22 protein-coding genes are annotated in these 25,006 nt (G+C 70.5%); 7 read left to right on the top strand and 15 right to left on the bottom strand.

Features of this window, described 5'->3' with window-relative positions; all coding sequences use genetic code 11:
* The first annotated feature begins 277 nt into the window (after positions 1-277).
* On the top strand, positions 278-1,408 hold the full coding sequence (locus tag ACFVUT_RS11995; protein WP_389652287.1) for a Rieske 2Fe-2S domain-containing protein: 1,131 nt from the start codon (positions 278-280) through the stop codon (positions 1,406-1,408).
* A gap of 10 nt (positions 1,409-1,418) precedes the next feature.
* Here the strand turns inward: ACFVUT_RS11995 and ACFVUT_RS12000 are convergent, their stop codons facing one another.
* Positions 1,419-2,834, bottom strand: a complete 1,416-nt coding sequence (locus tag ACFVUT_RS12000) for a hypothetical protein (protein WP_389652284.1) — start codon at positions 2,832-2,834, stop codon at positions 1,419-1,421.
* A gap of 287 nt (positions 2,835-3,121) precedes the next feature.
* The gene (locus ACFVUT_RS12005) at positions 3,122-3,391 is read right to left on the bottom strand and encodes a helix-turn-helix domain-containing protein (RefSeq protein ID WP_389652281.1); all 270 of its coding nucleotides are present in this window, start codon (positions 3,389-3,391) and stop codon (positions 3,122-3,124) included.
* A gap of 41 nt (positions 3,392-3,432) precedes the next feature.
* On the opposite strand from ACFVUT_RS12005, the gene map reads away from it, so the two are divergent.
* Positions 3,433-4,200, top strand: coding sequence for a type I methionyl aminopeptidase (gene map / locus ACFVUT_RS12010; RefSeq protein WP_389652279.1), 768 nt, complete (start codon positions 3,433-3,435; stop codon positions 4,198-4,200).
* Positions 4,201-4,231: 31 nt separating this feature from the next.
* Here the strand turns inward: map and ACFVUT_RS12015 are convergent, their stop codons facing one another.
* Together ACFVUT_RS12015 and ggt are read right to left on the bottom strand one after the other, a co-directional pair.
* Positions 4,232-4,360, bottom strand: a complete 129-nt coding sequence (locus tag ACFVUT_RS12015; RefSeq protein WP_389652276.1) for a hypothetical protein — start codon at positions 4,358-4,360, stop codon at positions 4,232-4,234.
* A gap of 179 nt (positions 4,361-4,539) precedes the next feature.
* Positions 4,540-6,348: a gamma-glutamyltransferase gene (gene ggt / locus ACFVUT_RS12020; RefSeq protein WP_389652273.1), complete on the bottom strand. Its 1,809-nt coding sequence runs from the start codon at positions 6,346-6,348 to the stop codon at positions 4,540-4,542.
* 105 nt (positions 6,349-6,453) lie between these two features.
* On the opposite strand from ggt, the gene ACFVUT_RS12025 reads away from it, so the two are divergent.
* Positions 6,454-7,197: a hypothetical protein gene (locus ACFVUT_RS12025; RefSeq protein ID WP_389652270.1), complete on the top strand. Its 744-nt coding sequence runs from the start codon at positions 6,454-6,456 to the stop codon at positions 7,195-7,197.
* 42 nt (positions 7,198-7,239) lie between these two features.
* On the opposite strand, the gene ACFVUT_RS12030 is transcribed toward ACFVUT_RS12025, so the two are convergent.
* From ACFVUT_RS12030 to ACFVUT_RS12050, 5 genes are all read right to left on the bottom strand, one after another.
* Positions 7,240-7,776 carry a hypothetical protein gene (locus ACFVUT_RS12030; protein WP_389652268.1) on the bottom strand — a complete coding sequence of 179 codons (537 nt, stop codon included), beginning with the start codon at positions 7,774-7,776 and terminating at the stop codon, positions 7,240-7,242.
* Positions 7,773-9,209: an ATP-binding protein gene (locus ACFVUT_RS12035; protein WP_389652265.1), complete on the bottom strand. Its 1,437-nt coding sequence runs from the start codon at positions 9,207-9,209 to the stop codon at positions 7,773-7,775. The genes ACFVUT_RS12030 and ACFVUT_RS12035 overlap by 4 nt, the downstream gene beginning before the upstream one ends.
* The gene (locus tag ACFVUT_RS12040) at positions 9,206-9,889 is read right to left on the bottom strand and encodes a response regulator (RefSeq protein WP_389652262.1); all 684 of its coding nucleotides are present in this window, start codon (positions 9,887-9,889) and stop codon (positions 9,206-9,208) included. Before ACFVUT_RS12040 ends, ACFVUT_RS12035 begins: the two co-directional genes overlap by 4 nt.
* Positions 9,890-10,156: 267 nt before the next feature.
* Positions 10,157-11,818, bottom strand: a complete 1,662-nt coding sequence (gene murJ, locus ACFVUT_RS12045; RefSeq protein ID WP_389652259.1) for a murein biosynthesis integral membrane protein MurJ — start codon at positions 11,816-11,818, stop codon at positions 10,157-10,159.
* Positions 11,815-12,981 (bottom strand): lipid II:glycine glycyltransferase FemX, encoded by a 1,167-nt coding sequence (locus tag ACFVUT_RS12050; protein ID WP_389652256.1) that lies wholly within the window; start codon positions 12,979-12,981, stop codon positions 11,815-11,817. Before ACFVUT_RS12050 ends, murJ begins: the two co-directional genes overlap by 4 nt.
* Positions 12,982-13,244: 263 nt before the next feature.
* On the opposite strand from ACFVUT_RS12050, the gene ACFVUT_RS12055 reads away from it, so the two are divergent.
* A complete protein-coding gene (locus tag ACFVUT_RS12055; RefSeq protein ID WP_389652253.1) occupies positions 13,245-14,474 on the top strand; it encodes an Ig-like domain-containing protein in 1,230 nt (409 codons plus the stop codon).
* Between the two features lie 271 nt (positions 14,475-14,745).
* Here ACFVUT_RS12055 and ACFVUT_RS12060 read toward each other — a convergent pair whose 3' ends face one another.
* The 5 genes from ACFVUT_RS12060 to ACFVUT_RS12080 all read right to left on the bottom strand — a co-directional run bounded on the left by ACFVUT_RS12060 (position 14,746) and on the right by ACFVUT_RS12080 (position 18,509).
* Positions 14,746-15,618, bottom strand: a complete 873-nt coding sequence (locus ACFVUT_RS12060) for an amino acid ABC transporter permease (RefSeq protein ID WP_389652250.1) — start codon at positions 15,616-15,618, stop codon at positions 14,746-14,748.
* Complete coding sequence (locus tag ACFVUT_RS12065) at positions 15,615-16,259, bottom strand: amino acid ABC transporter permease (RefSeq protein ID WP_389652248.1); 645 nt, start codon at positions 16,257-16,259, stop codon at positions 15,615-15,617. The genes ACFVUT_RS12060 and ACFVUT_RS12065 overlap by 4 nt, the downstream gene beginning before the upstream one ends.
* 17 nt (positions 16,260-16,276) lie before the next feature.
* Positions 16,277-17,188: a glutamate ABC transporter substrate-binding protein gene (locus ACFVUT_RS12070; protein ID WP_389652338.1), complete on the bottom strand. Its 912-nt coding sequence runs from the start codon at positions 17,186-17,188 to the stop codon at positions 16,277-16,279.
* A 13-nt stretch (positions 17,189-17,201) separates the two neighbouring features.
* Complete coding sequence (locus ACFVUT_RS12075) at positions 17,202-17,945, bottom strand: amino acid ABC transporter ATP-binding protein (RefSeq protein WP_389652336.1); 744 nt, start codon at positions 17,943-17,945, stop codon at positions 17,202-17,204.
* Between the two features lie 123 nt (positions 17,946-18,068).
* The gene (locus tag ACFVUT_RS12080; protein ID WP_389652245.1) at positions 18,069-18,509 is read right to left on the bottom strand and encodes a DUF6278 family protein; all 441 of its coding nucleotides are present in this window, start codon (positions 18,507-18,509) and stop codon (positions 18,069-18,071) included.
* A 587-nt stretch (positions 18,510-19,096) separates the two neighbouring features.
* Between ACFVUT_RS12080 and ACFVUT_RS12085 the strand changes: the two genes are divergently transcribed.
* Positions 19,097-20,092 carry a LuxR C-terminal-related transcriptional regulator gene (locus ACFVUT_RS12085; protein WP_389652242.1) on the top strand — a complete coding sequence of 332 codons (996 nt, stop codon included), beginning with the start codon at positions 19,097-19,099 and terminating at the stop codon, positions 20,090-20,092.
* Between the two features lie 117 nt (positions 20,093-20,209).
* Positions 20,210-21,400 (top strand): S8 family peptidase, encoded by a 1,191-nt coding sequence (locus ACFVUT_RS12090; protein ID WP_389652239.1) that lies wholly within the window; start codon positions 20,210-20,212, stop codon positions 21,398-21,400.
* A gap of 173 nt (positions 21,401-21,573) precedes the next feature.
* Here the strand turns inward: ACFVUT_RS12090 and ACFVUT_RS12095 are convergent, their stop codons facing one another.
* Positions 21,574-23,172, bottom strand: coding sequence for an alkaline phosphatase D family protein (locus ACFVUT_RS12095; RefSeq protein WP_389652236.1), 1,599 nt, complete (start codon positions 23,170-23,172; stop codon positions 21,574-21,576).
* Between the two features lie 613 nt (positions 23,173-23,785).
* Between ACFVUT_RS12095 and ACFVUT_RS12100 the strand changes: the two genes are divergently transcribed.
* Entirely contained in the window at positions 23,786-24,964 is a 1,179-nt protein-coding gene (locus ACFVUT_RS12100) for a Cmx/CmrA family chloramphenicol efflux MFS transporter (protein ID WP_389652233.1), read from the top strand.
* The last annotated feature ends 42 nt before the right edge of the window (positions 24,965-25,006 follow it).

The following is a 25,006-nucleotide window of genomic DNA, read 5'->3' on the forward strand; positions in this document are numbered from 1 at the left end:
TTCTGCTTCCCGCCTTCTGGCTCTCGGATCCTGACTCTCAGCTCCCGCCTCCTGGCTCCTGGCTCTCAGCTCCCGCCTCCTGGCTCCTGACCCCTGGCTCCCGGATCCCTCCTCCGGTCTCCTGGCTTCTGTCGTCCGGCTGTCGCCCTCCGGCTCGCGTTCATGAACCCGTCAACGCCTCCCGTCTTTCTTCCCGTTCGGATGACGTACGGCGTGTCGGGAGGATCTCGGGAGGTGCTGGGCAGCCTCCAGGCAACCGATCCCGAGAGGGGAAACCGTGGGACTGTCACGCGAGTACGGGCGTGCCATCAGCGAGGGCCCGACGCCGGCCGACGCCGCGGGGGTGCCTGCCCTGCCCTACCCGAGTGGCTGGTCCGCGCTCGCGTTCTCCGAGGAGCTGCGGCCGGGGACCGTGCTCACGAGACCCTTGGCGGGTGAGGACGTCGTGCTGTACCGGCTCGGCACGGGGGCGGTCCGCGCCGTCCGCCCGTACTGTCCGCACCTCGGTGCGCACCTCGGCCTGGCGAAGGTCGAAGGAGACGACCTCGTCTGCCCCTTCCACTTCTTCGCGTTCGGTCCGGACGGAAGGTGTGTGCGGACGGGGTACGACACGGCGCCACCGAGGTCGCCGTTGGCACAGTTGCCTGTCCACGAGATCAACGGCGCCGTCTTCGTGTGGCGGCACCACGACGGACGGGATCCTGACTGGTTCGTCCCCGCATGGCACGTGATCGGCCACCGCCCCGCCCGTAGCGCCGCCTGGGAGCTGGCCGGCCATGCCCAGGAAGTCATCGAGAACTCGGTGGATCTCGGCCATTTCGCCACCCTGCACGGCTGGGCCAAGGCCGAGATCGGCGGACCGGTCGCCTACGAAGGCGCCGCGTTCCACGTGTCCATGCGTGCCCATGAGTCGGCCCCAGCCCTCGGAGACTTCGTCGTCGAGGTGGAGGTGGACGGCTACGGACTCGGTTGCCTCCACGCGGACGTGCACACGCCCCGGCTCGGGCTGCGGATGTGCACGATGGTGATGCCGACGGCGATCGCGCCCAACCGGATGCAGTTCCGGCAGCGGAACCGCATCGCGTTCGCGGAACCGGCCCGGCTGCCCGCCCCGGTCGCGCGGATGGTGAGCCGGACCGCGGCCCGGCTGCTGGACCGCGCCGTCTTCCGCTCCAGTTGTGAATTCACCGCCGCGGACTTTCCGATCTGGCATCACAAGCAGTACCAGCAGCCGCCCCGCCTCGCTCCGGGTGACGGCCCCATCGGCCCGTTCCGGCGATGGGCCCGGCAGTTCTACCCCTCACCGGAAGAGCGCGCGGACAGGACACGTGAGGGCTGCCGCGAGCAGGGCGCCACAGCCGCCCGCACCGCGAGTTCCGGGGAGCCGCTGGAACGGCGCGCCCATTGAGGCGCATCGGCTACCGGCCGGACCGAGGTGCGCCCACCAGACCCGCCACCCGCAGCGCGTGGACGACCTCCCGTTCCCTGGCCGCCGACACCGCGCCGGCCGCGGTCAGCACCTGAGGTACCAGGCGGTGCGGGTCGTGCTCCGCCACCCGTGCCGCCTCCTGCGGTGTGCGGACGCGGATGAAGGCAACGAGCAACGCCCGCGCCGCCTTTCCCCGCCCGGCGCGGTCCAGGGCCACCGCCGCCTCCGCGATCTCCGCGGCCGGCCTCGCGACCCCCTGCCGGAGCAGGTGGTCGCTGTCGTCCGAGCGGCCCGCTGCGGCCAGCGCGTCCGCCACCGTGCCGAGTTCGAAAGGAGGCAGCGCCGACACCTCCCACAGCACGGTCGCCCAGTCCGCGTCGAGGCCGACCCGGTGCAGCTCGTCCGCGAGTGCGGGCAACCGGTCCGCGGGCCAGCCGGCCGCCTCGAAGAGCACGACGTGCGCCTCGCCACCGCGGTCCGCGGCCCGGAGCCCCAGCAGTCTCCCGACGGCGTGGACGGCGACCCGCACCGCCTCGCTGTCCGGCGCGGCGGGAACAGCGGTCCGGGACGCGTCTTCCATCTGGGGGGCGGCACCGAACCGGGCGCCACGCGGCGCGGCGGCCGTCACGGGCGGGACGGGGAGCACGGGTGCGGCGGCGGCCGGGGCCGTATCGGCCTCGTCGACCTCCAGGCCGGCGAACCGTGCGCCGCGGGGTCTGCGGCCCTTGGTGGCGGCAGACCGGGCGGCCGGGGGTGGTACGCCGGGCCCGGACTCGGGTGCGGGTCCAGGCTCGGGTGAGGGGGCGGGGGCAGGGGCAGGGGCGGGCTGCGGCGCGGAAGCCGGCGCCGGGGTGGGCTCGGGGGCGGGTTCGGCTTCCTGGTCCCGGGAGGCCGGATCCTCCGTGCGGAACCAGCCTCTGGGTACCGTCACGGCGGCCAGTCTCCCGCGCAGCTCCGCACAGCGGGCGGTGGCGCGCTCATGGTCGTCCCTCGCCCAGGCAACGGCGTCCGCGTCCGGGGGCGCTGTGCCGGGCGCGCCCGCCGCCCTCAGCCGCCGGGCCGCGCCCGCCTGTTCCCGCAGCATCAGCTCCAGCCGCTCGACGAGCAGCTGCCGTCCGCCGGGGCGGCGGTCGTGGGTCGCCACCGATGCCGCGTACAGATCGGCGGCCCGTACCGACTCGCGCTGCGCGAACGCCGCGCCGCGCACCGCCGCCAGGTCCTGGAAAAGCGACTCCATCACGTCCCAGGGCGGAATCTCGGCCCCGTCGAGACAGGCGCGCATCCCACCGGGATCGCGTCGGCAGAACACGCCGTACCAGCCCCCGGCGGGGTCCAGGAATGCCACCACAGCGCGTAGGTACTGTGCGAACTCCCCTGCCTCCACAGCATTTTGATGAGTCGTCATCATCGCCCTCGGCCTCGTCGACAGGAACCTTCCGGTCCGCAGGCATTCGACCTCAGCCGTGTTACGGCAGGGCTACGCGCGCTTTTCGACTGCGATGCGGCCGTAGCGCGCCGCGGGTCGCCGCACTCTCTGCGCGCCCCCTGCGCGCAACCATTCCCGGAGGTGGTCCGCATGGGTCGGGAGCGCGATCGGCGCGGGGACGGAACCCCCTTCCAGGCTCTTCGGGCCGGCGCCGACACGGACTCCCCCTCCGGGCGTTTCCGGCCTGCGCGCGAGCGGGCCCGGCCCTACCCGGCCAGTGGCACCGCTTCCGGTTCCGGCGCGCAGCGCGTGAGCAGGTCGTCCATCGAGAGTCCGAGCGCTCCGGCCAGCGCCGCGACGGTGAAGAAGGCAGGTGTCGGGGCGCGGCCCGTCTCGATCTTGCGCAGCGTCTCGGCGGAGATTCCGGCGCTCGCCGCGATCTCGATCATGCTGCGCCGGCCGCGCGCCTCGCGGAGCAGCGCTCCGAGGCGTTCGCCGCGGCGGTGCTCTTCCGGAGTCAGGGGCGTTCGTACCATGCCGTCATTCTAATACCGCTGAGACCGGTATAGTAATTGGCATGGTGCAACTCAAGACAGACACATCCATCGAAGCGATGCGCGAGACCGGCCGGGTCGTGGCCCAGTTGCTGACGTCCGTACGGGAAGCGGCGGCGGTCGGCGTCTCGTTGCGTGAACTCGACGAGGTGGCCCGGGGCGTCCTCCGCGAGGCGGGCGCCGGATCACCGTTCCTGAACTACCGGCCGCATTTCGCCTCGACCCCGTTTCCCGCGGTGATCTGCGCGTCGGTCAATGACGCGATCGTGCACGGCATCCCGACCGAGCAGCGGCTGCGCGACGGCGACCTGGTGAGCATCGACGCGGGTGCGTCGCTCGGCGGCTGGGTGGGTGATTCGGCGATCAGTTTCACCGTCGGGCGCGCCCGGCCCGAGGACACCCGGCTCATCGAGACGGCTTACGCGGCGCTGGAAGCGGGCATCGCGGCAGCGGTCGTCGGCCATCGGATCGGCGACATCGCGCATGCGATCGGCACGGTGTGCCGCAGTGCCGGTTACGGCATCATGGAGGGCTTCGGCGGGCACGGCGTGGGCCGGTCGATGCACGAGGACCCGGGCGTCCCCAACGAGGGGCGACCGGGTCGCGGTATGCCCTTGCGGCACGGAATGGTGCTGGCCATCGAGCCGATGCTGATCGGAGGCGGCCGGGACGACTTCCGCCAGGACCGGGACGGCTGGACGTTGCGTACGACCGATGGCAGCCGGGCGGCACACACCGAGCACACGGTGGCGATCACCGACGACGGTCCGCGCATCCTGACCGCGTTGTAACCGACGTCCGCTCACGGTATCCGACGTCCGCTCACGGGCCGGGTGCTCCGCCCGGCAGACGTACCGTGACCTGGCCGTCCTGCGCCTGCTCGCGCGCCGGGGCGTTCCGGACCCAGGGCACGGTGAGTGCCTCACCGACCCTGACGACGCGGTGCGGCACGCGATCGACGACGCCTTCGCTTCCCTGTCCCCGTCGAGTCCGCGGGGCTGGTTCCTCGTACGTTCTCGCGCGTTCTCGTGCGTTGTCACACGTTCTCTTGCGTTCTCGTGTGTTGGCACACGTTCTCGCGCGTTGTCACGCCGAACCAGCCCCGCGCCCTGTCCGCTATCGGCCTGCCGTCACGGCCGTCCGCTCGGCCTCACGACCATGGCGGAGCCCCCGCCGCGGCGCACCTTCTCCGCAGCCGCGAGCCATCGTCCGTCCGGCAGCCGCTGCACCCCTGTCGCCGCCCCGATCTCGGGGTTCAGCTTGAAGGCATGCCCCAGCGACTCCAGGCTTGCCCGCACCGGGCTGTCCCACAGCCCCGGTTCGAGCTCTGTCGTGGCCGCGTTGCGCTGGCTGGCGCGCGGCGCCGCGATGGCGTCGACGAGCGGCAGCCCCCGGTCGACCGTGCCGATGAGCGACTGGAGCACGGTCGTGATGATCGTGGCGCCACCCGGCGACCCCAGGGCCAGCACGGGCTCACCGTGCTTCAGGACGATCGTCGGCGAGATCGACGAGCGCGGACGCTTGCCGGGCCCCGGCAGATTCGGGTCGTGGACCGCGGGGTTGGCGGGCGCGAACGAGAAGTCCGTCAGCTCGTTGTTGAGCAGGTAGCCGCGTCCCGGCACGGTGATGCCGCTGCCGCCCGTCTGCTCGATCGTCAGGGTGTACGCCACGACGTTGCCCCACTTGTCGGCGGTCGTGAGATGCGTGGTGTTCTCCCCCTCGTACGTCGTCGGAGCTGCCGTACCACCGGTCTCGCAGTCGGCCGGGTGACGGGGGTCTCCCGGCGCGAGCGGGCTGGTCAGCGCGGTGTCGTCCTTGATGAGGCACGCCCGCGAGTCGGCGAACCGCCGGCTGAGCAGCTCCTGCGTCGGTACGTCCTCGAACGCCGGGTCGCCGACCCACCGCCCGCGGTCCGCGAACGCGATCCGGCTCGCCTCGATGTAGCGGTGCAGGTACTGCGCCTCGCTCGCCTTGGAGAGGTTCGTGGACCCAAGGATGTTGAGCGCCTCGCCGACGCTCGTGCCGCCGGACGAGGAGGGTGCCATGCCGTACACGTCGAGGCCCCGGTAACCGACCTTCGTCGGGGCCTGCCGCAGCGCCCGGTAGGACCTCAGGTCCTTGGCCGTGAGGTCGCCGGGACGCACGACCCGGTCGGCCTTCGGGTCGACGGGCGGGTTGCGTACGGTCCGGACGACGTCGTCGGCCAGCTCGCCCCGGTACAGCTCGTCGATGCCCTTGCGGCCCACCTGCTCGTACGTACGCGCCAGATCCGGGTTCCTGAAGACGGAACCGACCACGGGCAGTTGACCGCCCGGAAGGAAGAGCTCCCGGGTCGCCGGGAAGTCGGCGAACCTTTCCTGGTTTCCCTCGGTCTGCGAGCGGAACGTGCTGTCGACGACGAAGCCGTCCCTGGCGAGCCGCTCGGCCGGTTTCAGCACCTGGCGCAGCGACTTGCTGCCCCAGCTCTTCAGTGCGGTGTCCCAGGTGGCCGGGGTGCCGGGGGTGCCCACGCCCAGTCCGCTGGTGACCGCGTCGGCGAAGGCGAGAGGTTCGCCGTTCTCCAGGAACAGCGAGGAGTCCGCGCTGCGCGGCGCTGTCTCACGCCCGTCGATCGTCTCCACGGTGCGCTTCTTGGCGTCGTAGTAGACGAAATAGCCGCCTCCGCCGAGACCTGCCGAGTAGGGCTCGGTGACACCGAGTGCCGCCGCCGTCGCCACCGCGGCGTCCACCGCGTTGCCGCCCTTGCGGAGCACCTCGATACCGGCGGCCGAGGCATCCGCGTCGACGCTGGCCACCGCCCCTCCGTACCCCACCGCCACAGGCGCCTTGGGAGGTGGTGCGCTCGGTGGCGCGGACGAGGAAGGGGCCGCCGCCGTGACAGTGACTACAGCGGCGAAGACAGCTGATAACGACACATTCCGCGCGACGGAGCGTCGCATGCGCACCTCCAGTGATGGACCGTTCGCCGCAGGGTAACGCCGCCCCGCCCGCCTCGTCAGGACTGCCGTGAAACGGAGGCCCGTCGCCCGCTAACATGCCCGCCCATGAGTGACGACGTACGCAACATCGTGCTGGGCTTGATAGCCGCCGGTATCAGTGCCGGGCTGGGTTGGATCGCCCGCACCTACCTCTGGCGCCGCAAACTCCGCCGCAAGCAGGCGTTCTTCGGGCTGCCGGGCAACTCCGAATGCCTGCTCGTCGTCAACCGCGACGCGGGCGGCGACGGGGCCGTCCACCGCCATGACGTCTTCGCCCTGCTCGAACTCTCCGCACTGATCAAGGACTGCTCGGCCCACGCGCAGATCCTTTCCCATGACGTCGCACAGCAGGGCTTCGGTGAGCGCACCGAGTTCTGCGTCGGCGGACCGGTGTCCAACCGCCGGATGGCCGCCCACCTGCATTCGCTGCTGCCCGGTGTGAAGGTGAACACCGATCCGGAGCCCGGTCCCGACCGGGGCGCCTTCCAGATCGGTTCGGAGCGCTACCGGGCCGAGAAGGGCGTCGCCGAGTACGTGCTGCTGGCGCGCCTGACTGCAGGTCAAGAGTCCCGTCCGGTCTTCCTGTTCTGCGGTCAGCAGGCGATCACCAACCAGGCGGCCTCCCGCTATCTGGCCCGCAATCACGAGAAACTGGCCCGCAAACACGGCAACAACACCTTCTGCCTGCTCCTGAAGGTGGTCAACTCCCAGGCCTACGGCCCCGACGTGGTGGAGCTGGTGGCGGACGTGACCCGGGCGGCGCAGGCTCCCGTGCCCGCCCCCCGCACCTCGCACCGCGCCGGCGACTGAGTCCCGCATGTCCGGGAAGCGAGGGGCCGGCCTGCGCGGCGGTCAGACGGAGCAGTGGGCCGGCCCGATGACACCATCGGTGCCGGTCACCTTCACCGCCGCGCCGCGGTCCGCGGTGCGGGCCTGCGCGGCCGTGCAGATGAGCTGCTGCCGGGCGACCTCGGAGAGTTCCGTGACGGCGATGGCCACCCGGACCGACACACCGTCCGGTCCCAGTGTCAGACTCGGCACCGCTCGGGTGTACGGGAGTTCGGTCCGAAGGCCCGCCTCGGCCTCGGTCTGCGTGGGCCCGTCGAAGAGCGCGGCGAGCGCCTTGTCGTAACCCCGCCGCATCTCCCCCGTGTCCGAGGTCCCGCTTCCCGTACTCCTCGCGATCGGTCGTACGACGGGCATCAGCCGGTTCGCGGAGGATGACGAAACGAAGTAGAGCAGCGTCCCCTGCTCGGACCCCGGAGGCACCGTCACGGTCGCCGGATCACCGACCTCGACCACATCCGTCGCCCGTATCCCGCACCCGGTTCCCATGGCCGGCAGTACCAATGACAGCAGCGCGGCACCGACCGCGTGGACGCGTCTCACCGTGCTCCCAGCGGTAGTTCCACGGTCAGGACCGCCCCGCCCCCGGCGCCGTTGGCGGCGCTCACGGTTCCGCCGTGCAGCCGTACGTTCTCCTGTGTGATCGCCAGGCCGAGCCCGCTGCCCGCGGACCGGGTACGGGCCGCGTCGGCCTTGTAGAAGCGGTCGAAGATGTGCGGCAGCACGGCGGGGTCGATACCCGGCCCGTTGTCCGCGACATCGGTCACCAGCCAGTCGGCCGGACCCCGCCGCTCACACCGCAGCCGTACGGTGACGGGCTGCGCACCGTGCCGGATGGCGTTGCCGACCAGGTTGGCGACGATGACGTCGAAGCGGCGCGGGTCAAGCACCGCCCGTACTCCGTCGGGGAGTTCGGTATCCACCTGGTCATCCCAGTGCCTGCCTTGAAGGGTCTTGCGGATCGTCTCCGCGACATCGACCTCGTCGAGGTGGAGGTCCGCCGCCTTCGCGTCGAAGCGGGAGATCTCCATCAGATCCTCGACGAGGGTGGCGAGTTTCCCGGTCTCGGCGCTGATCAGCCGGACGGCGGCCGCGGTGTCGGCGCTCAGTTGGGCCGCGTCCTCGTCGAGCACTTCGGTGACGGCGAGCATCCCGGCGAGGGGGGTGCGCAGCTCGTGCGAGACGTCCGAGGCGAAGCGTCTGGCCCGCGCCTCTGCCCGCTGAAGCTCCTCCACCGATTCCTGGAGCTTCGTCGACGACTCGTTGAACGTCCAGGCGAGTTCGGCGAGTTCGTCCGACCCTCTGACCTCGATCCGGGTGTCGAGCTCGCCCCGGCCGATTCCGGCGGCGGCCCGGCGCAGATCGCGTACCGGGCGCAGCACGCTGCGGGCGGCGAGCAGTGCGGGCACGAGTGCGATCAGGAGGGCGGGCAGCGCGCCGTCGCGTGCCGCGGTGACCATGGCGTCGACATTGGCCTCCTCGGTGGAGAGCGACATCACGGCGTAGAGGACGAGCCCGGTGGGCTGGCGTCCGTCGCCCTGGTCGAAGAACGCGGGCATGCCGATCGTCAGCCACGGCCTGCCGTCCTTGACGACCCGTTGGAAGGAGCCGTGTGCGTTGCCGCGGGCGGCGTTGCGCAGTTCGGGCGTGATCACCTGGGAGGTGGGCCGGTCGGACGAGGAGACCCGGATCTTCCCGTACTCGGCGAAGACGATCCAGGTGTGGGGTTTGCCCTCCCTGGCGAGGGTCCGGCAGGTCCGCCGCAGTTGCTCCGGGTCCACGGGCAGGGTCACCGCCTGCGCGCCGATCCGGTCGCGGAACTGGGCGACGGCCGTGTCCTGGGCCTGCTGGAGGATGGCGGAGCGTGCTTCGCGGTAGGTCAGGGTCGCGGTGGTGACGGCGCTGATCGCCGCGACCAGGAGAAAGGCGGCTATGAGGCGGGTCCGCAGGCCGAACCGGGCGGCGAGGAGCTTCATACGAGCGGTCCGAAGCGGTAGCCGAAGCCGCGGACGGTCTGGATGTAGCGCGGGCTGCCCGCCACGTCCTCGATCTTCTGCCTCAGCCTGCGCACACAGGCGTCGACCAGGCGCGCGTCTCCGTGGTAGCTGTGCTCCCAGACGTATTCGAGGAGTTGCTGCCTGCTGAAGACCTGTTCGGGCGAGGCGGTGAGGTGGAGCAGCAGCTTCAGTTCGGAGGGGGCGAGCAGGAGGCGCCGGCCCGCCTTGGCGACCGAGAGCCCGGTGCGGTCGACGGCCAGTTCGCCGTGGAGTTCGACGCCGCCGCGCCCCGCGGGGCCGGCGAGCCTGCGCAGTACGGCGCGGATCCTGGCTTCGATCACTTCGGTACGGGCGGGCTTGACGATGTAGTCGTCGGCGCCGGCCTCCAGCCCGACGACCACGTCGAAGTCGTCACCACGGGCCGTGAGCATGATGATCGGCAGCTGACTGGCCTCCCGAATGCGCCGGCAGACCTGGACCCCGTTCATTCCGGGCAGCATCAGATCGAGGAGTACCAGATCGGGGCTGAACTCCCCCAGCGCGGCCAGTCCCTCCTCTCCGGTCTCGACGGCCCGCAGCTCATGGCCGCGCCGCCGCAGCCCGAGCTCGACCCCTTCCCGTACGGAGGGATCGTCTTCGATCAACAGCACGCGCGGCATGGCCTCAGTATCCCAGCGATCAAGGAATGGATTCGAACCGGTGACCGGACAGCACAACAAGGATTCAGGATGATCGAACGGTGTGCCAGGGGTTCAGAGTCACCGGACGGTACGACAAGGTTCAGAGTGACCCGACGGTACGACAGGGGGTTCAGAGTCACCGGACGGTACGACAAGGGGGCCAGAGTGACCCGACGGCACGACAAGGGTTCAGGATGACCCCTCGGCACGGCAGGGGTTCGGCGCGTCCGGACGGCACGGGCAGGGTCACGTCCGTCGCAGTCGCCGTCGGCCCGCGGTGATCAGGGCACTGATCTCCCGCAGCCTCAACGGCCGTGCCAGCAGCGCCACCACGAGCAGCAGCACCACCGCCCCCACCGCGACCGCGGCGAAGTCTCCCGCCCCCTCGCAGGCACGAGCGGCCGGATACGCGAGCAGTGCGGCGGGCACGCACGCCACCACCATCCGGACGTGCGCCCACAGTCCGGGCGAGCGCACCATCGACGGCCCCGCGAGGCCGCCCCGGACCCTGCGGTGCAGCACGTACGCCGTGACGCCGAAGCCCGCGAACAGGGCCACCGAGTACGCCCCGGCCATGCCCGTGACGGCCCAGCGGACCGGCAGCAGCAGATACGCGGCGACGGAGAGCCCCGCGTTGAGCCCGGCGATCACCAGATTGAGGAGGAACGGTGTGCGGGTGTCACTCATCGCGTAGAACGCGCGGGAGAGCACGTACTGCCCGGAGTAGGCGATCAGGCCGGGCGCGAACGCTCTCAGCATTCCGGCCATCACGGTGATGTCCGCGTCCCCCGTGCGCCCGTAGCCGTACACGGCCCCCATCACCCACGGCGCCAGCGCGAACAGCACGGCCACCGCCGGGATCACGACCGCGGCCGAGGTGCGCAGGGCGTACGAGACATCGCGCCGCACCCCGGCCAGGTCCTCGTCGGCCGCCGCCCGGCTCATCCGGGGCATCAGCGCGGTGACGAGCGAGACGGTCACGATGCCGTGCGGCACCACCCACAACTGGAAGGCGTAGCTGTACGCGGTGTAGCCCGGGCCGCCCGGCACGTGCTGTTCGGCGGCACGCTGGCCGATGGCGGTGGAGAGCCGGGTGACGACCCAGTAGGCGATCTGGTTGGTGAGCACGAGCATGACGAGCCAGCCAGCCGCGCGCAGCGGCCGGGTGAGGCCGCTGCCCCGCCAGTCGAACCGGGGCCGCCAGCGGAACTTCGCCGCGCGCAGCGCGGGCACCAGGGCGAGGGTCTGCACGGCGATCCCGGCGGTGGTCCCCCAGCCGAGCCACTGGGCCTGTGCCGGCGTCAACGTGCCGTCGGAACCCGACGCGACGGCCAGGTAGATCCCGAACACCCCGATGATCACGACGTTGTTGAGGACTGGCGTCCACATCATCGCGCCGAACCGGTCACGGGCGTTGAGGACTTGGCCGAGCAGGGTGAACAGCCCGTAGAAGAGGATCTGCGGGAGGCAGTAGCGGGCCAGGGCGACGGTGAGATCGGCCTGGTCGCCGTGGTAGTCGGGGGCGTAGACGGACACGATCCAGGGGGCGCCGACGACCGTGAGAGCGGTGAGGACGAGGAGCCCGGCCGTGCAGAGGGTGAGCAGTCGGTCGGTGTACGCGGCTCCGCCGTCGGCGTGGTTCCTGGCGGCCCGCACCAGTTCGGGGACGAAGACGGCGTTGAGCGCGCCCCCGATGAGCAGCGTGTAGAGGATGTTGGGCACGGTGTTGGCGACGGTGTACCCGTCGGCCTGGAGTCCGGTGCCGAGCGCGGCGACGACGACCGCCGAGCGCACGAACCCGGTCGCCCGGGAGACGAGGGAGCCGGACGCCATCACGGCGCCGCTGCGCAGCACCGCACCGGGCCCGCGCTCCGGGGCCTTCTCCGGTGCCGTTCCGGTGGCCGTCATCGGCGTGCCAGGTACGCCTGGAAGGCCCGGTACAAGGCGTTGTTGGCGGCTCCGCCCACCGATGTCTCCCACTCCCCGAGGGTCTCGACGACGTGTCCTCCGGTGCCGAGTTTCCAACGGAGCAGCCCGAAGGGGCGGTCGTCGGGGTCAAGGGTGGAGGATACCCCGCGCATGTCGTACACATCGGCGCCGAGTTCATGGGCGTCGCGCATCATCCGCCACTGGAGGGCGTTGCTGGGGCGGACCTCGCGGCGGTGGTCGGCGGAGGCGCCGGTCTGGTACCAGACCCGCCGGCCGGTACTGATCATGGTGTGGGCGGCCAGGATCTCGCCCTGGTGGACGGCCAGATAGAGCTTCATCCGGCCGGGGTGTTCGGCGTTGAGTACGGCGTACTGCTGCTGGTAGTAGGCGAGGGAACGGCCGAGCCGGAAGCCGTCGCGCTCCTCCGTGATCCTCAACAGCCGGTGGAATTCGGGGAGTTCGGCGGTGCCGCCGATGACGGTCCGCACCCCGGCCTTCCCGGCCTTGCGCACGTTGCGGCGCCATTCCTGATTGAGGCCCGCCCACAGTTCGTCGGGGGTCCGCCCGGCGAGCGGCACCTGGAAGACGTAGCGCGGCTGCGCGTCGGCGTCCTCTCCCCCGTCGCCGCCGCAGCGGCGCCAGCCGCGGGCACGGAGTCGTTCGGCGACGGCGGTTCCGAGCGGGTCCACCTCGGTCGCCAGTACGTCGCCGACCCTGCGGCCGTGACCGGTGGCCGCCTTGAGGCGCGCGGCGTCCCAGCGTCGGTACGCCGGTGAGGGCCCGATCCGTACGGCGAAGGCGCCCGCCCTCCGCAGGTGTGCCACGAGCGGTCGCAGCCAGCGGTCGATGTCGGGGTCGGCCCAGTCGGCCACCGGGCCCTCGGGCAGATAGGCGAAGTACTTGCGGGTGCCCGGGAACTGGCGGTAGAGCACCAGCGCGGCCCCGGCAGGTTCGCCCGAGTCGCCGTGCCAGCCGAGCATGTCGGACGTCCATTGGTCCTTCACCGAGGCCCAGGACGGATACTGCAGAAAGCTCGCCTCGGCGCGGGTGGCCACGAAGGCCCGGTGCTCGGCGGCGGTCAGGCTGCGTATCCGTAGCTCGTGGTCCTGGCCGTGCTCTCCGGCGGCGAACAGCGCTGACATGTTCGTGGCCCTCCCCTGGGTCCGCCCCGTCGCCGGCTCCGCTGTCGGCTCCGTTCCCGGTTCCGTCGCCGGCTCCGCGGGGGCTGCACAGGATGCTCACAGCGGTCCGTGACGGAGCCGAGCGGCGCGTGTGACCGGACGATGACCGTTGCGTCGCGGTCCATGTCACACAGGGGATTTACCGGCTTTCTGCCGATTTACGGAACCTATCGTCGGGTGAACGCCTCTCCACCGACGAGAAGCACTGCCCTGGAGGTCTTCCGTTGTTCTCTGCACGTCGGCACATACGCCGAACCGCCCCGCTCGGCCGCCCTGCCCGGCTCTCCCTGATCGCGGGCTCCGCGGTGCTCGGCGTCACGCTCACCGCCTGTTCCGGCGCCGCCGCGTCGGACGCGGACACGGACGCGAGGCCGGGGCACGCGGCCGGGAACGCATCGGCGCACGGGACCGAGATCTCGGTGAACCTCCAGGGACGCGGCGCCTCCCCGGGGAAGCCCGTGACGGTGACCCTCGGCAGCGGAAAGCTGAAATCGGTCACGGTGAGCGCGGCCGAGGGGGACGCACTCACCGGCCGGATATCCGCCGACGGAAGGACCTGGACGTCGGACCGGCCGGCCGCTCCCGGCACCACGTACAGCGTCGAGGCGAGCGACACCGACGGCGGCAGCGACCGGGCCGGATTCACCACCGCCGCGGCCGACCGGGTCAACAAGCTGACCCTGGCGCCCGGCAAGGACACCACTGTCGGCATCGCCCAGCCGCTGTCGATCGTCTTCGACAACCCGGTGAAGGACAGGGCGGCCGTCGAGAAGGCGCTGAAGGTCTCCACCTCGAACAGCACCGAGGGGTCCTGGGGCTGGCTGCGGGACTACTCCGGCAGGGACCGCGTCGACTGGCGGCCCAAGGAGTACTGGAAACCCGGTACGGAAGTGACGCTCGACGCCGATCTCAACGGCATCGACTCGGGCCCCTCCGGCGGCTGGTTCGTCCGCGACTACCGGACCACGTTCACGATCGGCGCCGAGCAGGTGGTCAAGGTCGACCTCGACCGTCACCGGCTGGCGCTGCAGCGGGACGGGCGGACCGTCATGGATGTGCCCATGTCGGCAGGCACCCCGGGAGGCGAGAAGGCTTCCTGGCGCGGCACGGCCGTGCTGATGGCGAAGGAGGGCACGATCAACATGCGCTCCGAGACGGTCGGTCTGGGCGATGCCTACGACAAGATGGTCGATTCGTCGATGCGGTTGACCTGGTCGGGGATGTACGCCCACGCGGCGCCGTGGAACGCCGCCTACTTCGGGGTGGCCAACCACAGTTCGGGCTGTGTCGGGATGAGCGACGCCGACGCCTCCGCGCTGTACCGGAAGGTGCGGGTCGGCGACCCGTTCGAGATCACCGGCGCGGACGCCAAGGGAACGGTCGCGGAGGGCAACGGCTACGGGGCGTGGAATGTGACGTGGGCCGACTGGCGGGCGAAGAGCGCTCTGAAGTGAACCGCGCGCGGCCGGCGGCCCCTCCCGGAGGCGCCCCGGAGCCCCGGAGCCGTTCGCCACGGCCCACGACGTCCTGGCCCGCCATCACCTCGCCCCGGTGATCGGCACCGTCGGCCCGCCGTGCGCCGAGCGCGTCCCGGCCGGCGCGCAGCTGACCTTCTCCTCGCCGCGGAGGACTGTCGTGAGCGACCGTTCTCCTGCGCGAGAAGTGATCACCGGCTGCCGCCGGACGGGCACCGCTCCTCGGAACCCGCCGCACGGCGGGCCCCGGCTACTGCGCGCCGGGCAGCAGCGTTCCTGGTTCGGCCGGTGCGACCTCCACGGCCTTCGTCTTCGGATTGCGCCGCTCCTGCCTGGCCACCCAGGTGGCGAACCAGGAGAGCAGCATGCACAGCCCGATGTAGATCGGCGAGATCACCATCACCACAGGGATGAAGGGCAGATCGTAGTCGAGGTTGGACGCGATGAGTTTGCCCGCGTGGAGGAATTCCTCATAGGTGATCAGATAGCCGAGCGAGGTGTCCTTCAGGGCCACCACCAGCTGGCTGATGATCGTGGGCAGCATGGCGCGCACCGCCTGCGGGGCCAGCACGAACGTGGTGACCTGCGTCTTGCGCATTCCCAGGGCGTACGCGGCCTCGCGCTGGCCGCGGTCCACCGAGTTGATTCCGGTGCGGAACACCTCGGCGAGCACCGAGCCGTTGTACAGGGTCAGACCGGTGACGAGCGCGGGCAGCGGCTGCACCTTCAGCGCCACGAAGATGAAGAAGATCATCACCAGTACGGGCATGGCGCGGAAGAACTCGATGAGCAGCGTCGAGACCCAGCGCACGATCCGGTGGTCGGAGAGCCGGCCGACGGCGAGCACCGCTCCCAGCACGAGGGAGAGGACCGCGGCGAACGCGAACGCCTTGAGGGTGTTCCCCAGTCCGCGCAGCAGGAGCTCCTGGATGCCCTTGTACGCGAAGGGTGTCCACTTGGCGCTGGTGAACTGTCCGGTTTCGAGGAGGAGATGGACGATCCAGCCGACCAGGGCCAGGATCAGGAGCGTCGAGACGATGCCGTACAGGCGGTGGCGCTTGCGGGTGACCGGCCCCGGGATGTCGTAGAGCGCGGTGGCGGAGGGCGCGGTGCGGGTGGTCATCGGGCGACTCCCCAGCGCTTCTCCATCGCGTGGAAGAGCGCACTGATGGACAGGGTGATGATCAGGTAGCCGACGGCGATCCAGACGAAGGTCCAGATGATGTTGTAGCCCAGCTCGTTGAGGGTCTTGTAGGTGCCGAGCAGTTCGGTGACGCTGAACGCCCCGGCGATCGCCGAGTTCTTGGCGAGGGCGATCAGTGTCGAGCCGATCGGCGGGATCACCGTACGGAACGCCTGCGGCAGCACGATGGCGTTCAGCGTCTGGCCGAACGTCATGCCGAGACTGCGGGCCGCCTCGCCCTGCCCCGTCGGTACGGTGCTGATGCCGGAGCGCAGCACCTCGCAGATGAACGCGGAGGTGTAGCAGCCGAGCGCGAGGACCGCGAAGACCTTGAAGGGAAGCACCAGGCCGAAGCGCGGGAGACCGAGCAGGACGGCGAAGAAGAGCAGCGTCAGCGGGGTGTTGCGCAGCACGGCCACCCAGACCGTGCCGAGCACCCGGAGCGAGCCGACGGGGGCCACCCGGCAGGACGCCATGACGAAGCCGAGGAGCAGCGCCAGGACCGAGGAGTAGACGGTCAGCTCGACCGTGCCGAGGAAGCCCTTGCCGTAGAGCGAGAAGTTCTCTGTGAGTACGTCCATGGTCGGTGCCCGCCCTCTCAGGTCGCCGGGTAGCGGTCGATGGGCGGAGGGGTGGGCGCGGGCACCCCGGACAGGCCGAGTGTGGCCTCGAACGCCTTCTTCCAGTTGCCGTTCCTCTCGTTCGCCTCCAGGGCGTCGTCGAGGGCGAACCGCAGGGCGTTGTCGCTGCGCGGGACGCCGATGCCGTACGGCTCCTCGGAGAACGGCTTGCCCACCACCTTCAGCTCCTTCGGTGCCTTGGCGGCGAAGCCCAGCAGGATCGCGTCGTCGGTGGTGACCGCGTCGACCTGGTACGTCAGCAGGTTGTCGACGCAGATCGAGTACGTGTCGTAGGCCACCAGGATCGCTTTCGGATAGTCCGCCGCGATGCGCTGGTACGGGGTCGAGCCCGCCGCTGAGCAGACCGTCCGGCCGGCCAGGTCCCCAGGGCCGTTGATGTCGTGCTCGTCGGTGCGCACGAGCAGCGACTGCCCGGCCATGAAGTAGGGCCCGGCGAAGCCCACGAGTTTCCTGCGCTTGTCGTTGATGGTGTAGGTGCCGACGTAGTAGTCGATCTGGCCGTTCTGCAGCGCCGTCTCACGGTTGGCGGAGGCGATGGTCTTGAAGCGGATCGTCTTCGGCTCGAAGCCGAGCGAGGCCGCCAGCATCTTGGCGATCTCGATGTCGAAGCCGGAGTAGACGCCGGTGGCCGGGTCCTTCTCGCCGAGGTAGGGCTGGTCCTCCTTGGCCCCGATGCGGAGGTATCCGCGCTTCTTCGCCTTCGACCAGGTCGGTGACGCGGGCAGCCGGAAGCTCGTGTCGACCTGGTACACCGGCAGTTGTCCGGGCTTCGGTCCTTTCACCGGTGGGCTGCCCTCCTTGCCGCAGCCGGCGACGAGCACGGCCAGCAGGAGAGCGGCGCAGGCGGCCAGAACCTTTCTCGTACGCAACACGGAGCCCCCGTCAGTGCTTGAGGATCTTGGACAGGAAGTCCTTGGCGCGGTCACTCTCGGGAGCGGTGAAGAACGCCTCGGGAGTGCGGTCCTCGATGATGCGGCCGTCGGCCATGAAGACCACGCGGTTGGCGGCGGAGCGGGCGAAGCCCATCTCGTGGGTGACGACGACCATGGTCATGCCGTCACGGGCGAGCTGCCGCATGACCTCCAGCACCTCGTTGATCATCTCCGGGTCGAGTGCCGAGGTCGGCTCGTCGAAGAGCAGCGCCTTGGGATCCATGGCGAGGGCGCGCGCGATGGCCACCCGCTGCTGCTGACCGCCGGAGAGCTGCGCGGGGAACTTGTCCGCGTGCGAGGCGAGTCCGACCCGTTCGAGCAGTTCGCGGGAGCGCCGGTCGGCCTCGTCCTTCTTCCGTCTGCGCACCTTGAGCTGGGCGAGCGAGACATTGGCCAGCACGGTCTTGTGCGCGAACAGGTTGAACGACTGGAAGACCATGCCCACCTCGGCCCGCAGCCCGGCCAGCCCCTTCCCTTCCTCGGGAAGGGGTCTGCCGTCGATCGCGATGTGACCCGACTCGATCGTCTCAAGCCGGTTGATGGTCCGGCAGAGCGTCGACTTGCCGGAGCCGGAGGGGCCGATGACCACCACCACCTCCCCGCGGTCGACGGTGAGATTGATGTCCCGCAGTACGTGCAACTGCCCGTAGAACTTGTTGACGTCCCGCAGTTCGATCAACGGATCGACGGCCATGCGCTGCCCCACCCACTTGTCCCTATGTCGAGGTCAGCGCAAACTATCCAGCGCGAAAAGGAGCTTCACCCACGACACGCATAACGGGGACATAAGGCGTCTTATCTGGTTTGAGTGGCAGCCCTACCCCTCGGCCGACTCCGCGTAGACCTGCGAAAGCTCGGGACTGCCCGCCATCGCCCACTCCAGCCCGGCCTCGACGACATCGATCTCCCGACCCGACACGAGCCTGACCACGGGCTGCCCGCTCGGCCAGATGTTCCAGACCGCGCCGGGGACGTTGCGCACCAGCACCGTACCCAGGTACAGCCCCGCGTCATTGCCCAGCCAGGGCAGCTCCTCCGGGTCGTCGCGCCAGCGCGGCGGCAACTGGTCGAGCGCCGCCAACGAGGCAGGAGTGTCGTCGAGTTCGAGCCCCCGCTGCCCCGCCCGGACCCTCAGCAACTCGCATTCGGCCAGCAGCTCGGCCACGCCCTCGGGGTCGGCCGCGACGGCGGCGGCCAGCCCCGCGCCTCGCACACCGTCCTGGCGTTTGCGCCAGTTGGCCAGGAAGGGGATGTTCATGACCGACTTCCCTGTGACGCACCGCCGTCGGACAGCGTCCCGGTTCGGCGGGCGCCACCCACGCACAATGCCGGGCCACGCGTTCCCGTCACCCTCGGTTCACTCACGTCCACCATGACCATCTCCCACTCGACTCCCACCGGGCCCCCACTCAGTCAACATCGTGAAGCGACCATCAGCCCACCATGACACAGAACCGCCCCCGGATCGCCGCACCTCGGACGTGGGCCGCGACCCGGGACCGTCCACACGACCGACGCCGGAGACCACGGCCATCGATCAGGTATACGAGTGAACGGATATGCGAATCCGTGACGTCGAAACCAGCCCGACGGGTCCAGGCCGACGCGCGAACACCGAGTTGCCGATGACGACGTCCGTCATCGGCAAGGGGTCGACTTCCTGAAGAGGAAGACGCTCGGCCACCGGATGCCGGTTGCGGTGGATCGACTCCGCTTCGGATCCTGCCCGGTCAGGGTCGATGCCGCACTGCACACAGGGCGTCGCCCCGGGAGGACTTGCCGCGGCACCGCATGCGCCGGATGCACCGTGGCACCGCGTGCGCCGCGGCACTAAGGTGCCAGCGCATGACACCTGACCGAGTCACCTCTCCTCCGTTGGAGGAGCATCTGGCCCTGCTCGGTCTCAGCGCCGAGGCGACCCGGCTCTATCGCTCGCTGATCGACGGGCCGACGCGCCACGGTCCGGCGGGCACCGGGTCCGCCGCGGCCCGTCAGGAACTGATCGACTCCGGTCTGGCCGCCGAAGCGCCGGCCGCGTGGTCGGACAGTCCCGCCCCCGTCCTCTTCCCGCTGCCTCCCACCGCGGCCCTCGAACTGCTCACGCGGAGGCAGGAGATGAGGCTGGAGGAGGCGCGGTCGGGGATCGCGATGGCGTTCGACCGCCACCGGCGCAGCATGCCTCCGGGGCCCAACGACGGCATCGTGGAAGTCGTCGACGGCGACGCGGCCATCGAGCGGCGGCTGGAGGAACTGCGGAACTCCGCGGAGCACGAGACGCGGATGTTCGACTCGCCGCCCTACTTCCGTGACACGGCACGGGCCACCCGCACGGCAACGGATCTGCTGGCGCGAGGAGTCCGGCACCGCGTCGTGTACTCGCAGGCCGCGCTCACTCACCCCGGGAAGCTCGACGGGAACATCCTGCCGTGCGTCGAGGCGGGCGAGGAAGCGCGTGTCCTGCCGGCGCTCCCCGTCAAGCTGACCCTCATCGACGATCAGGCCGCCCTGGTGTCCCTGCCGATCGCGACGGTGGACGTGAACCACGTCCTCCTGGTCGTACGCCCCGGGGCGCTGCTGGCCGCGCTGTCCGAACTCTTCGCGCTGGCCTGGGACACCGCCCTGCCCCTGCACGGAGGCCAAGGGGCCGCGCAGCGCCTCTCCCCCACCGAGCGTCGCATCCTCGCGATGCTCGCCGCGGGCGTCCCGGACGCGCAGATCATCCGTCGGCTCGGCATCAGCAGACGGACGTTCTTCCGCCGCATGGAAATCCTGATGGCGCAGACGGGCGCGACGTCCCGCTTCCAACTGGCGCTGCATGCCATCCGTCGGGGGTGGCTGTGAAGGGGAACGGCGGTGACACCTTGGTGCCCCTGGCACTGACGCGCCCATGACACTCCGATGATTCGGAAGGATTCTCCTCGGTACATCCCCCCAGCCGAGCCCAAGGAGTATCCCCCCATGTCGCGTTGGAGATTCGCCCCGCTCGCCGGCGCCTGTACGGCGCTCCTCCTGACCGTTCTCGCCTCACCGGCCGACGCCGCCGAGCCCGCGCCGCTCGGCGTCATACGGGGAGCCGACAGCCCCGGGGCCATCGACGGCTCGTACATCGTCGTACTGGAACAGGACGCCCCCAGCGCCAGGAGCGTGAAGGCCAGGGAGCTCACCACCGAGTTCGGCGGCTCGGTTCGCCGGACCTTCAGCACCGCGCTCAACGGCTTCACCCTTGAAGCCACCGCCGCCCAGGCCCGCCGGATCGCGGCCGACCCGTCCGTCGCCTTCGTCGAGCAGAACGGCGTCGAGCACGCCGACGCGACCCAGTACTCGCCCACCTGGGGGCTGGACCGCGTCGACCAGGCGAACCTGCCGCTCAGCGGCAGTTACACCTACTCGACGACGGCGAGCAATGTCACCGCCTACATCATCGACACGGGCATCCGCATCACGCACGGCGACTTCGGCGGCCGGGCCAGTTACGGGTACGACTTCGTCGACAACGACTCCGTCGCCTCCGACTGCCACGGCCACGGCACCCACACCGCCGGTACCGTCGGCAGCGGCACCTACGGCGTGGCCAAGGGCGTGAGCCTGGTCGCCGTGCGCGTCCTGGACTGCAGCGGCAGCGGCACCACCGCGAACGTGATCGCCGGGTACGAATGGGTGGCCGCCAACGCCCACCGGCCCGCCGTCGCCAACGTCTCCATAGGCGGCACCGCGACCGACGCCAAGGACGCCGCGGTGGCGGGCATGGTCGACGCCGGAGTCACCGTCGCCGTATCGGCCGGCAACAGCTCCACCAGCGCCTGCAACCAGTCGCCCGCCCGCGAGCCCTCGGTGATCACCGTCGCCTCCACCACCAGCACCGACGCCCGCTCCAGCTTCTCCAACTACGGCACGTGCGTCGACATCTTCGCCCCCGGCTCCTCCATCACCTCGCTCGGCTACGCCTCCGACACCGCCACCGCCGTCATGAGCGGCACGTCCATGGCCTCCCCGCACGTGGCCGGGGCCGCCGCCCTCTACCTGGCCACCCATCCCTCCGCGAGCCCGGCAGCGGTCACCGCCGCGCTCAAGGCCAAAGCCACCAGCAGCGTGGTGACGGACGCCCAGACCGGCAGCCCCAACCTGCTGCTGAACGTCACGGGGCTCTGAGCACCGGCCCACCCGACCCGGATCCCGCCGGGCCGCGGGCCACCCGTGAGGGACGGATCCACGGCCCTGGACGAAGACCAGGACCCTGACCGGCAGAGGATCCACCACCGGTGCCCGAGGGGGCGTGAGCGCTCCCCCTCGGGCACCGGCTCATTCCGGCGACGACCGCGCCCTCAGGCGAGCTGCACCCCCGGCACCCCGTTCTCGATGACATACGTCGCCCGTGTCGAGATCGGCGCCTCCGGCCGGCTGACGTACGGCATGACCCGGAAGTCGCTGCGCCACTCGTCCTTCGTGACGCGGCACCGCACGTACCCGCGCTGTGAGTTGTAGAACTTCATGTGCGGGTTCGCGGCGAGGGCTGTCTGCCCCCACTCGTTCATGTCCACGCCGTCACCGTTGCTGGTGATCGACGTGCCGACGAACTCGCTGCCGACGATCGGCGAGCGCTCGTCCTCGTAGTCGAGGAGCAGGTTGCCGGCGTTGTTCTGGTGGCGGTCACCGGAGATGACGACCAGGTTGTCGACATCGCGTTCGAGAGCGCCGCCGAGGATGCGCCGGCGGTTGGCGGCGTACCCGTCCCAGGGGTCCATGAAGAGCAGTTTCTTCTCGGTGGCGTCCAGGTCGACCTCGGCCATGGGCGCCTGGTTCGCGAGGACCTGCCAACGGGCCTTCGATCGCCGGAAGTTGTTCAGCAGCCACGCCTCCTGCTCGAAGCCCATCATCGTCCTCGACGGGTCGGTGGACTCCGGACCGGGGGCGTGGGTGCCGTCACCGTACGGCTGGTCGTCGCGGAACTGCCGGGTGTCGAGGACGTTGAAGTCGACCAGGTCTCCGTAGCCCAACCGGCGGTGGATCCGCATGTCGGCGCCGCCCGGGATCGACCCGGCGCGGAGGGGCAGGTTCTCGTAGTACGCCTGGAACGCCGCCGCGCGGCGCGGCAGCCACAGCTCGCCCTTGCTCTGGCTCGACGCCTCGGGAATCTCGCCGGCCCAGTTGTTCTCCACCTCGTGGTCGTCGAGGGTGGCCACGAAGGGGTGCGCGGCGTGCACGGCCATCAGGTCGGGGTCGCTCTTGTAGAGCCCGTACTGCAGCCGGTAGCGCGCCAGGTCCGTCGCCTCGGGCCGGAACTCGTCGCCCATCGGCTGGTTGCGGGCGCCGCCGGTGGCGTTGACGCCGTACTCGTAGATGTAGTCGCCGAGATGCACGACGAGGTCGACGTCCTCGTTCGCGAGGTGGCCGTAACCGGTGAAGAAGCCATCGCTCCAGTTGGCGCAGCTGACGAACGCGAAGGACAGCGACGAGACCCTGGAGCCGTGCGACGGAGCGGTCCTGGTGCGGCCCACCTGGCTGATGTGGCCACCCACACGAAAGCGGTACCAGTACACACGCCCGGGGCGCAGACCCCACACCTCCGGGTGAACCGAGTGACCGAGTTCGGGCGTCGCCGTGGCCGTGCCACGCTTCACCACACGACGGAACCGCTCGTCCTCGGCGACCTCCCACCGGACAGCGACCGGACGGGGCGGCATTCCGCCGGAGCCGTCGGGGGCCAGCGGGTCGGTCGCCAGACGGGTCCACAACACCACGGAGTCGGGCAGCGGGTCACCGGATGCGACACCTACACGGAACGGGAAGTCCCTTGCCAAGGAAGGGGATTGGGCGAATGCCGGCCGGCTCGCGACGGCTCCCGTACCGAGAAGTACGGAGGCCGCGCCGACGGCGCCGATGAAGCCACGACGGGTGACGAACGGGGAATCGATTCGGGGCATCTTCATCCTTTGGAGAGCGATAAAGGGCTCTCGCGCCGCTGGCCGCGCGAGAGAGGATCAGATCCACCACACATGACAGCTTGATACCCTGGCGCACCTACAACACGGGACGACTGTGAACACCCGGCCTCGCAAGGATGCCTCGGCCGCATCGCGTGCGTGAAGCTTCTATTCCGACAGTCGGATTCCCGTTCGCAGCAGGGCTCCTGGCGCAAAAAGCGCTGGAGGAGAACGGGTCCGTGCGGTAACTTCGCGATCATGTCCAGCCCCGAGTCCGACAGAGACCAGGGCTGTCCCGTAATCCGTCGCGCACCCGCCAGGGATTACGGGACAGCCCTGGCCACCGGTGGCTGACCCGCTGTCGCGTTGATCCCGTACGACCGCCTACCGGTCCTACGATCGCTGCCGCCGGCCGCCGCCGGACCACAGCGGTGTGGGCTGTGCTTTCCCCGTACGCGTTCCTGCTCGGATTCTCCGGCTCGGGCGCCTGCCAGGTCGTCACGTCCCGTCCTTGAACTCCCCGGACGTTCCTCCGCGTTGCCGCCCTTCACCACGGGCGGGCGCGGCCCGCACCCCCGCCTGGTCCATCCGTCAGACGTCCATGGGGTTTTACATGCCATTCGCTGTCTACGCGCTCGGGCTCGCCGTCTTCGCCCAGGGCACATCCGAGTTCATGCTGTCCGGCCTGGTCTCCGACATCGCCGCCGACCTCCACGTGTCCCTTCCGTCCGCGGGGCTGCTGACCTCCGCCTTCGCCGTCGGAATGGTCGTGGGGGCTCCGTCGATGGCACTCTTCAGCCGGAACTGGCCGCGCCGCCGCGCCCTGTTGTTCTTCCTCTGTGTCTTCAGCGCCGTCCATGTCGTCGGCGCACTCACCTCCAGCTACGGAGTGCTGCTCGCGACACGGGTCGTCGGGGCCCTGGCGAACGCCGGCTTCTGGGCCGTGGCCCTGGTGACCGCCCTCTCCCTGGTCGGCCCCGGGGCCCGGGCACGCGCCACGTCCGTGGTCGTCGGGGGCGTCACGCTGGCCTGTGTGGCCGGGGTACCGGCCGGTGCGGCACTGGGCGGGCACTGGGGATGGCGGTCGGCCTTCTGGGCCGTCGCCCTCGTCTCCGTACCGGCCCTCGTCGTGATCGCCAGGACGATCCCGGAAACACGTCCGCGGTCCACCTCCGCGCCCGCCCGCGACGAGCTGAGGGCCCTGGCCCGCCCGCGGCTGCTTCTGACGCTGCTGACGAGCGCCTTCGTGCAAGGGGCGACGTTCTGCGCGTTCTCCTACGTCGAACCGCTGGCCACGCGTGTCACCGGTCTCGATGCCGCCTGGGTGCCCGCTCTGCTCGCGCTGTTCGGTCTGGGCGCGTTCGTCGGGGTGACCGTCGCCGGCCGGAGCGTCGACGCACGGCCCGTCGCCTTCACGGCGACCGGTCTGGTCCTGCTCACCGTCGGCTGGACCGGCTTCGCGCTGACCGCCGGGAGCCCCTTCGCCTCGGTCACGCTCGTCTTCGTCCAGGGCATGCTGGCGTTCGGCACGGGTACGGCGCTGATCTCGTGGGTGTTGCGGCTCGCGGCCGACGCACCGACCCTGTCCGGCTCGTTCGCCACGTCCGCGTTCAATGTGGGCGGTGCGCTCGGCCCGTGGTTCGGCGGGATCGCGATCGGTGCGGGATTCGGCTTCCGGTCACCGCTGTGGGTGAGCGCGCTGCTGATGGTCCTCGCCCTGGGCGCCGCCGCGGCGTCCCTGTGCGTGGCCCGGACCGCCGACCGGAGTCCGGACGGGCTTCCCGCGGTCTGACGGGCCGTGGTCGATGCCCCGCCCGGCGCTGAACGGGCGGGG

The sequence above is a fragment of the Streptomyces sp. NPDC058051 genome, from assembly GCF_042885475.1.
Lineage (GTDB): Bacteria > Actinomycetota > Actinomycetes > Streptomycetales > Streptomycetaceae > Streptomyces.

What these genes read in the sequence shown, in the direction of transcription:
- ACFVUT_RS12000 (WP_389652284.1), bottom strand. Translation starts at nt 2,834, where the DNA reads ATGACGACTCATCAAAATGCTGTGGAGGCAGGGGAGTTCGCACAGTAC.
- ACFVUT_RS12005 (WP_389652281.1), bottom strand. Translation starts at nt 3,391, where the DNA reads ATGGTACGAACGCCCCTGACTCCGGAAGAGCACCGCCGCGGCGAACGC.
- map (WP_389652279.1), top strand. Translation starts at nt 3,433, where the DNA reads ATGGTGCAACTCAAGACAGACACATCCATCGAAGCGATGCGCGAGACC.
- ggt (WP_389652273.1), bottom strand. Translation starts at nt 6,348, where the DNA reads ATGCGACGCTCCGTCGCGCGGAATGTGTCGTTATCAGCTGTCTTCGCC.
- ACFVUT_RS12025 (WP_389652270.1), top strand. Translation starts at nt 6,454, where the DNA reads ATGAGTGACGACGTACGCAACATCGTGCTGGGCTTGATAGCCGCCGGT.
- ACFVUT_RS12035 (WP_389652265.1), bottom strand. Translation starts at nt 9,209, where the DNA reads ATGAAGCTCCTCGCCGCCCGGTTCGGCCTGCGGACCCGCCTCATAGCC.
- ACFVUT_RS12040 (WP_389652262.1), bottom strand. Translation starts at nt 9,889, where the DNA reads ATGCCGCGCGTGCTGTTGATCGAAGACGATCCCTCCGTACGGGAAGGG.
- murJ (WP_389652259.1), bottom strand. Translation starts at nt 11,818, where the DNA reads ATGACGGCCACCGGAACGGCACCGGAGAAGGCCCCGGAGCGCGGGCCC.
- ACFVUT_RS12050 (WP_389652256.1), bottom strand. Translation starts at nt 12,981, where the DNA reads ATGTCAGCGCTGTTCGCCGCCGGAGAGCACGGCCAGGACCACGAGCTA.
- ACFVUT_RS12060 (WP_389652250.1), bottom strand. Translation starts at nt 15,618, where the DNA reads ATGACCACCCGCACCGCGCCCTCCGCCACCGCGCTCTACGACATCCCG.
- ACFVUT_RS12065 (WP_389652248.1), bottom strand. Translation starts at nt 16,259, where the DNA reads ATGGACGTACTCACAGAGAACTTCTCGCTCTACGGCAAGGGCTTCCTC.
- ACFVUT_RS12075 (WP_389652336.1), bottom strand. Translation starts at nt 17,945, where the DNA reads ATGGCCGTCGATCCGTTGATCGAACTGCGGGACGTCAACAAGTTCTAC.
- ACFVUT_RS12080 (WP_389652245.1), bottom strand. Translation starts at nt 18,509, where the DNA reads ATGAACATCCCCTTCCTGGCCAACTGGCGCAAACGCCAGGACGGTGTG.
- ACFVUT_RS12085 (WP_389652242.1), top strand. Translation starts at nt 19,097, where the DNA reads ATGACACCTGACCGAGTCACCTCTCCTCCGTTGGAGGAGCATCTGGCC.
- ACFVUT_RS12090 (WP_389652239.1), top strand. Translation starts at nt 20,210, where the DNA reads ATGTCGCGTTGGAGATTCGCCCCGCTCGCCGGCGCCTGTACGGCGCTC.
- ACFVUT_RS12095 (WP_389652236.1), bottom strand. Translation starts at nt 23,172, where the DNA reads ATGCCCCGAATCGATTCCCCGTTCGTCACCCGTCGTGGCTTCATCGGC.
- ACFVUT_RS12100 (WP_389652233.1), top strand. Translation starts at nt 23,786, where the DNA reads ATGCCATTCGCTGTCTACGCGCTCGGGCTCGCCGTCTTCGCCCAGGGC.